Raw genomic sequence first — 8,143 nt, forward strand, 5'->3', positions numbered from 1 at the left:
TTCCGGGCGGACACCGGGCACGGCCCGGCCGCGGGCGCGCCTCCGGTGCCCGGATGCCGGCCGGTCAGGGGGCAGCGGTGAACACCAGAGACGCGTTGTGGCCGCCGAAGCCGAAGGAGTTGGCCAGGGCGGCGGTCACGGGGACGTGCCGGGAGCGGCCGGCGACCACGTCCAGCTTCACGGCCGGGTCGAGGGTGTCGAGGTTGCGGGTCGCGGGGACGGCGCCGTCGCGGACCGAGAGGATCGCGGCCAGCGCCCCGAGCGCGCCCGCCGCACCGAACAGGTGGCCGGTCATCGACTTGACGGCGGTGACGGCCGGATGGGTGCCGACCGCCTCGGTGATCGAAGCGGCCTCGGTGAGGTCGCCCAGCGGGGTCGAGGTCGCGTGGGCGTGCACCAGGGCGATGTCGAGCGGCGACAGCCCGGCGGCGGCCAGCGCCATCCGCATCGCCCGCACCTGGCCGTCGGCGTGGGCGGCGGTGATGTGGTGGGCGTCCGAGGTGACGCCCGCGCCGGCCAGGACCGCGTGGGCGCGGGCGCGCCGGGCGGCGGCGAACCCGGCGCGTTCCAGCACGACCAGGGCCGCGCCCTCGCCGATGCCGAAGCCGTCGCGGTCGGCGTCGAACGGCCGGGACGCCCGCCCGGGATCGTCGTTGCGGGTCGAGTGGGCCCTGGCCTGGGCGAAGCCCGCCAGCGGCAGCGGTTGGATGCAGGCCTCGGTGCCGCCCGCGACCACCACGTCGGCCCGGCCGAGCCGGATCAGGTCCAGGCCGGTCGCGATCGCCTCGGCCCCCGACGCGCAGGCGCTCACCGGCGTGTGGGCGCCGCCGCGCGCCCCCAGCTCGATGCTGACCCAGGCGGCCGGGCCGTTGGCCATCAGCATCGGGACGGTGTGCGGCGACACCCGTCGTACGCCGGAGGCCTCGAGGACGTCGTCCTGGCCGAGCATGGTGAGTGCGCCGCCGGTGCCGGTGCCGATCACCACGGCGAGCCGCTCCGGGGCGACCTCGGGCGCGCCCGCGTCCGCCCAGGCCTCCCGCGCGGCGACCAGGGCGATCTGCTCGCACCGGTCCAGCCGGCGGGCCCGCACCCGGTCCAGCACCTCGGTCGGCTCGACCCGGAGCCGGGCCGCGATCCGCACCGGCAGGCCCGCCGCCCACTCCTCCTCGATCGGGCCGATCCCCGACCGTCCGGCCAGCAGACCGGACCAGGTCGAGGCGGTGTCCCCGCCCAGCGGTGTGGTGGCCCCGAGTCCGGTGACCACCACCTCGTCGGTACGTGCCGTCATGGGCTGCCCTTCCTTTGTAGGAGTGCCACAGCCGCCACCGACGGATGTGTCGGGGCGACCGTGGCACTCGGGCCGCCCTGTCAGGTGAGTGACGGGAGATCAGGTGCGAGAAGCGACCGATTCCGGTGCGAACCTCCTGTGGGAACTCAACAGTGCGGCCCGGTCAGGGCCGGTCCCACAGTTCGGTGCGGTGCGCCGCGGCCAGGGCGCCGATCCGGGCCAGTGCCTCGGCGGCGGGGAGCGGGTCCGGGCGGCGGCCGTCCCGCAGCCGCAGCGCGACCTGCCCGGCCGCGGCCTCCCGGGGGCCGATCACCGCCTGGTACGGGACCAGCCGGGCCTCGCGGATCCGGGCACCGAGCGAGCCGCGGTACGGCGCGGCGAGCTCCGCGCGCAGCCCCTGCTCCAGGCCGCGCGCCACCAGCTCCTCGGCCTGCGGCAGTTCGGCCTCGGAGACCGGCAGCACCACCAGCTGGACCGGTGCCAGCCAGGCCGGGAAGGCGCCGCCGTGGACCTCGATCAGGTGCGCGACCGCCCGCTCCACGCTGCCGATCACACTGCGGTGCACCATCACCGGCCGGTACCTGCCGCCGTCCGGCCCGATGTAGTGCAGGTCGAACCGCTCCGGCTGGTGGAAGTCGATCTGGACGGTCGACAGGGTGGCCTCCCGGCCCGCCGGATCGGCGATCTGCACGTCGATCTTGGGCCCGTAGAAGGCCGCCTCCCCCGGCGCCGCCTCGTACGCCACGCCCGCCTTCTCCAGCACCTCGACCAGCAGCGCGGTCGCCCGCTCCCACAGCGCCGGGTCGGCGACGTACTTCCCGCCCCCGCCCGGCAGGGACAGCCGGTAGCGGGCCGGGCGGATGCCGAGCGCCTCGTACGCGCGGCGGATCAGCTCCAGAGCCGCCAGCGCCTCGTCCGCGGCCTGCTCCACGGTGCAGAAGATGTGCGCGTCGTTCAGCCGGATCGAGCGGACCCGGGTCAGTCCGCCCAGCACCCCTGAGCGCTCGCTGCGGTACATGTCACCCAACTCGGCCATCCGCAGCGGAAGTTCGCGGTAGCTGTGGGAGCGGGAACGGTAGATCAGCGCATGGTGCGGACACAGGCTCGGCCGCAGCACCGCCTGCTCGGCGCCGAGGTCCATCGGCGGGAACATGTCCTCGCTGTAGTGCGACCAGTGACCGGAGAGCTCGTACAGCTCCCGCTTGCCCAGCACCGGCGAGTACACATGCCGGTAGCCGGCCCGGCGCTCGGCGCCGCGGACGTACTCCTCCAGCGCGTGCCGGACGGCCGCGCCGTCCGGCAGCCAGTACGGCAGACCGGCTCCGATCAGCGGGTCGGTGTCGAACAGGTCCAGCTCGCGGCCGAGCCTGCGGTGGTCGTGCATCGTGGTCTCCTCGCGGGGGAATCGAGGCGAGTGACCGCACGGCGAAGCCCCGGGGCACTCGCCCCGGGGCTTCGGACACAGACAGCTGTCAGCGCGCCGGGACACTCTCCGGCGTCGTCGTGATGGCAGCAGCGCGCTTCATGCCTTTCACGCTAGCAGAGCCCCGGCGCGGGCCGCCGGGCCTTTTCCGCCACCCTCACAGGAACGGCTTGGTGTCCAGCTCGAACCCGAACGGCTCCGGCAGCACCAGCGGCCCGCCGAACGGGGCGAGGTGGACCACGGTGTACTCGTCCCGCAACGGCTGGGAGAACAGGCTCACTTGCGCCTTCTCCCGGTCGACCAGGAGGTACAGCGGGATGGCGGCGCGGGCGTAGCAGTGCCGCTTGGCGATCCGGTCCTGGTCGGGACGGCTGGAGGTGACCTCGGCGACCAGCGCCACCCCGGCGGGCTCCATCCAGGGCGGGGCGCCCCGGAAGAGCCCGAGATCCTCCGGCGCGAAGGTGGCGTCGGGGATGACGTGGTTCCTCGGGCAGAGACCGCCGCTGACGAGTCTGAGGCCCTTGTAGCCGGAGACGCTCATGTCGACCGCGGACTTCCGGATGACCTGCTTGACCAGATGGCTGACGCAGTCCTCGTGGTCCCCGTCCGTGGGTGGTGCCACAACGATCTCTCCCTCGATGAGCTCGGCCCGGAAGCCCTCGGGGGTGTGCAGGCCCAGGAAGTCCTCCAGCAAGAGGTCTTCCTGCGTAGGGGAGTCCTGGGCCGGTCGCTCATGTGCCATGGCACTCATGATGCCCCTCCTCTGGGTGAGCGTCACGCTACGGAGCAGGGCAGCGCCGATGGGCCGGGTACCGACCGAGGTTCGCTCGAAGGGGTGGCGGCGGACAGGTTTGCGAGCCGGGCCGCCGGGTCAGAGCATGGCGGCGGCGGGCTTGACCATGCTGCGGGCGGTCTTGGCGTCCACGTACTCGCCGAGTGCGGTCATCACCCACTCGCCGGAGAACTGCCGCACCAGCTTGCACATCGCGACGCCGGTGTGCGGCTCGGTCTGGGCGAGTTCGAAGCGGACCAGTTCCTGGCCGCTGCCGGCGTCGACCAGGCGGCAGTAGGCGTTCTTGATGTCGGTGAACTTCTGGCCGGAGAAGGAGTTGACCACGAAGACCAGGCCGCAGACCTCGGCGGGCAGGCCCTCCAGGTGGACGGTGATCGCCTCGTCGTCGCCCGCGCCCTCGCCGGTCAGGTTGTCGCCGGAGTGCGCGATCGCCCCGTCGAAGATCGACAGCTTCATGAACCAGGCGGTCTCGATCTTCTTGCGCTGGGCGTCGAAGGCGATGCAGGAGGCGTCCAGGTCGATGTTGCGGCCGGCGCCGGCCGGCTCCCAGCCGAGGCCCATCCGGACCGAGGACAGGAAGGGCTTGCCGCCCTTCTCCAGCGAGACCGAACCGCCCTTGACCAGGTTGACCTTGCCCTTGTCGAGGGTCACCTTGCCGACCGACGGCGGGCCGCTCGGCCGCGGCGGCGCACCGGCCGGCCCGGACAGCGGCGCGGCCGCGGTGGCCGCGGCCGGGGCGGGGGAGTCCTCGACGCTGACCCCGAAGTCGGTGGCGATCCCCGCCAGGCCGTTCGCGTAGCCCTGGCCGACCGCGCGGACCTTCCACTCGCTGCCGCGCCGGTACACCTCGACCACCACCAGGGCGGTCTCCGGGCCGAGCCGGGGCGGGGTGAAGGTGGCGAGCACCCGGCCGGTGGCGGTGTCGCGCAGGGTCGCGGTCGGCTCGGTTCCGGCGAAGGTGGCGCCGGCCTGGTCCAGGCTGGCCGTGACGACCACCTTGGCGATGCCGGCCGGGACCGCCGAGGTGTCGACCGTGATGGCGTCGGGCTTGCCGCCGGCCGCCGGGCGGTGCGTGACGCCGGGCCCGTTCGGTGCGTTGAAGAAGACGAAGTCCGCGTCCGAGCGGACCTTGCCCGCCTCGGTCACCAGCAGGCCGGAGACGTCGAGCGCCTTGGGCGCGGTCACCTCGACCGTCACCCGGGTGGCGGCGAGCGGCGCGTTGCCGCCCTGGGTCAGGACCGTGGTCACGATGATCCTCCTCGACGGCTCGGCGTCACCGGCTGGGCACGGCCGGCGGGGCCCGGTCACGGGCCGCCCCCACCCTAACCACCCGGGTGTCCTGACATGCCGTGACCCGGCTGGAAGCGGAACGACTTGTCCCGCCCGGGCACGCTGGGACAGCATGCAGGAATGTCAGCCCTACAACGCTCCGAGGCGCTCCTGCGTGCCCGCCTGCTGGACATCCGCTCCTACACCGTCGAGCTCGACCTGACCCGGGGCGAGCAGGTCTTCGGCAGCACCACCGTGATCCGGTTCGGCTGCGCCGAGCCCGGCGCCGACACCTTCGTCGACCTGGCGGCGGCCGAGCTGCGCCGGGCCCGGCTGAACGGCCGCCCGCTGGAGCCGGCCGCGTTCGAGGGCGACCGGATCCGGCTGACCGGCCTGGCCGCCGAGAACGAGCTGCTGGTCGAGGCCGAGCTGAGCTACTCGAACACCGGCGAGGGCCTGCACCGGTTCACCGATCCGGCGGACGGCGCCGGCTACGTGTACGCCACCCTCGGCCCCGATCTCGCGCCACGGCTGTTCGCCTGCTTCGACCAGCCCGACCTGAAGGCCCCGTTCACGGTCACCGTCACCGCCCCCGCGGACTGGCAGGTGGTCGCCAACGGCGCGCTCGCCGAGGCCCGCGACGGCCGCTGGGAGTTCCTCCCGACCGAACCGGTCAGCACCTACCTGGTCACCGTGGTCGCGGGGCCGCTGCACTCGGTGTACGCCGAGCACGACGGCATCGGGCTCGCCCTGCACGCCCGCCGCTCGCTCGCCGCGGAGCTGGACCGGGAGGCCGGGGAGCTGTTCGAGGTGACCCGCGACTCGCTGGACCGGCTGCACGGACTGTTCGACCGCCGCTACCCGTTCGGCCAGTACCACCAGGCCTTCGTCCCCGAGTTCAACTGGGGTGCGATGGAGAACCCGGGCTGCGTGGTGCTGCGCGACGAACTGCTGTTCCGCTCCGCGCCGACCGACGCGGACCGCGAGCTGCGCGCGATGATCGTCTGCCACGAGATGGCCCACATGTGGTTCGGCGACCTGGTCACCATGCGCTGGTGGGACGACCTGTGGCTGAACGAGTCCTTCGCCGAGATGCTCGGCTACCGGGTCGCCGCCGAGTCCACCCGCTTCACCGACGCCTGGACCGGCTTCGCCGCCCGCCGCAAGGGCTGGGGCTACGACGCCGACCAGCGGGCCTCCACCCACCCGGTGGCCGGCAACGGCACCGGCAGCGTCGCCGAGGCGATGGGCAACTTCGACGGCATCTCGTACGCCAAGGGCGCCTCGGCGCTGCGCCAGCTGGTGGTCTGGCTCGGCGACGAGGCCTTCTTCGCGGGGATCAACGCCTACTTCGCCGAGCACGCCTTCGGCAACGCCGAGCTGGCGGACTTCCTGGCCGCGCTGGCCGAGGCCGGCGGCCGGGACGTCCGGGCGTGGGCCGACGCCTGGCTGCGCACCAGCGGCGTCGACACCCTGCGGGTCGAGGTCCGGTACCAGGGCGACCGGGTGGCCGGCGCCGCGGTGGTCAACGAGGGCACCCGGCCACACCGGATCCGGCTCGGGGTGTACGACCTGGCCGGGCCGGCCGTCGTACGGCGCGCGAGCATCCCCCTCGACGTGGCTCCCGGCGGCCGCACCGAGGTGCCCGGGCTGGCCGGCGCCGCCCGCCCCGCCCTGCTGCTGCCCAACGACGGCGACCTCAGCTGGACCAAGATCCGGCTGGACCCGGACTCCTGGCGGACGGTCACCGGTTGGCTCTCCGGCATCGACGACGGCCTGACCCGCGCCGTGCTCTGGGAACACGCCCGCGACCTGGTCCGCGACGGCGAGCTGGCGCCCGGCGCGTACCTGCGGCTGGTGGCCGGGCACCTGCCGGCCGAGACCACGGTCGCCGCCGTCGAGGCGGTGCTCGCCTTCGCCCGCACCGACGCGGTCGGCCGCTACCTGCCGCCCGCCGAACGCCCGGCCGCGCTGGCGGTGCTCGGCGGCGCCGCCGAGGCCCTGCTGACCCGGCCCGGCGCCGGCCACGGCCTGCGGCTGGCCGCCCTGCGCGGGGGGGTGGAGAGCGCCGACTCGCCGGCCGACCTGGCCCGGCTGCGGTCCTGGCTGGACGGCGCCCAGCTGCCCGAGGGCCTGGACCTCAGCCCCGACCTGCGCTGGTCGGCGCTGGCCACCCTGGCCGCGAAGGGCGCGGCGGACGAGGCCGCGATCGAGGCCGAACTGGCCCGCGACCGCAGCGACATCGCCGAACAGGGCGCCGCCCGGGCCCGGGCGGCGCTGCCGGATCCGGCGGCCAAGGAACGGGCCTGGGCGGCGCTGTTCGGCGACGGACTCTCCAACCGGCTGCTGGCCGCCACCGCCGAGGGCTTCTGGCGGTCCGGTCCGCCGGAGCTCCAGGAGGCCTATGTGCGGCGCTACTTCGAGGCCGTCCCGGCGGTGGGGGAGCGCGGCGACCGGGTGGCGGCCGTCCTCGGGCACGCGCTGTTCCCCCGGGAGCGGGCCACGCCCGAGGTGGTCGCGGCGACCGAGGACTGCCTGGCCCGGCCGGAGCCGACCCCGGGCCTGCGCCGGGCGCTCTCGGACGAGCTGGACGACCTGCGCCGGGCCGTCCGGGTCCGCGCCGCGGCCGCCGGCTGACCGGCCGGTGGCGGGCCGTCGGGCCCGCCACCGGTCCGGATCAGTAGCTGTCGAAGGTGCCGCGGGCGGCGAGCGCGCGCGGCTGCCGCAGGGCGAAGGCGGAGGCGCTCCAGCTCTCCGCGGCCGGCCCGGCGGTCGGCGGTACGGTCGCGGTGGGCCGGTCGGTCGGCGGCAGGACGGTCATGGTGCGCGGATCGGCGCTGCGGCCGGCGCCGGACGGCACCGGGCTCGGCAGGACCGGGCCGGGCAGGACGGCCGCCGGGAGGGCGGCGCCGGTCACGGTGAAGCTGTACCGGCCCGGCGCGACGTCGACGCCGGGCGGCAGGGTGAACCGGTAGACCAGGCTGTCGTGGTCGAGCGCGACGGTGGCGACCGCGCCCGGCAGGTCGCTCCACGGCACGGTGCCGGGCAGCACGTCGGGCCGGGACAGCCGCAGCTCCACCTGAAGGGCGGTCAGCGGCTCGGCGACGCTGAGGGCCACCGTGTGCCGGGTGCCCGAACGGCCGAGCGGGGTGACCTCCGCGGTGCCGCGCAGGGCGTGGTCCGGCGCGAGCCCGGTCGGTCCGGGCGACGGCTGCGCGCTGCCGCCGCCGGGCCGGGCGCCGTCGGGGGAGGCGCTCGGGGAGGCGTCGGCCAGGGCGATCTCGGGGCCGGTGCCGGGGTCGGCGGTGTCCGGCCCGGCCGGGGTGGACGGGGTGCCGGTGGGCCGTACCGTCACCGGCTGCGCGGTACT

Annotated in this window: 5 protein-coding genes and 1 pseudogene; 1 reads left to right on the forward strand and 5 read right to left on the reverse strand. The window is 75.0% G+C overall.

The annotated features are described in order from the left end of the window. Nucleotides 1-64: 64 nt before the first annotated feature. The 4 genes from AA75_RS13390 to AA75_RS13405 form a co-directional block, all read right to left on the reverse strand. A complete protein-coding gene (locus AA75_RS13390) occupies nucleotides 65-1,288 on the reverse strand; it encodes a beta-ketoacyl synthase (protein ID WP_033820174.1) in 1,224 nt (407 codons plus the stop codon). A 163-nt stretch (nucleotides 1,289-1,451) separates the two neighbouring features. After that, nucleotides 1,452-2,777 (reverse strand): threonine--tRNA ligase, encoded by a 1,326-nt coding sequence (gene thrS, locus AA75_RS13395; protein ID WP_304441491.1) that lies wholly within the window; start codon nucleotides 2,775-2,777, stop codon nucleotides 1,452-1,454. A 91-nt stretch (nucleotides 2,778-2,868) separates the two neighbouring features. Next, nucleotides 2,869-3,462, reverse strand: coding sequence for a Uma2 family endonuclease (locus AA75_RS13400; RefSeq protein ID WP_149038104.1), 594 nt, complete (start codon nucleotides 3,460-3,462; stop codon nucleotides 2,869-2,871). A gap of 120 nt (nucleotides 3,463-3,582) precedes the next feature. Continuing rightward, nucleotides 3,583-4,740, reverse strand: a complete 1,158-nt coding sequence (locus AA75_RS13405) for a TerD family protein (protein WP_033820195.1) — start codon at nucleotides 4,738-4,740, stop codon at nucleotides 3,583-3,585. Nucleotides 4,741-4,914: 174 nt separating this feature from the next. Between AA75_RS13405 and pepN the strand changes: the two genes are divergently transcribed. Beyond that, nucleotides 4,915-7,410, forward strand: coding sequence for an aminopeptidase N (gene pepN / locus AA75_RS13410; protein WP_033820176.1), 2,496 nt, complete (start codon nucleotides 4,915-4,917; stop codon nucleotides 7,408-7,410). A gap of 40 nt (nucleotides 7,411-7,450) precedes the next feature. Here pepN and AA75_RS13415 read toward each other — a convergent pair. Next, a pseudogene (locus tag AA75_RS13415) lies at nucleotides 7,451-8,143 on the reverse strand (hypothetical protein); the annotation flags it as partial.

Source organism: Kitasatospora sp. MBT63, assembly GCF_000710465.2.
Lineage (GTDB): Bacteria > Actinomycetota > Actinomycetes > Streptomycetales > Streptomycetaceae > Kitasatospora.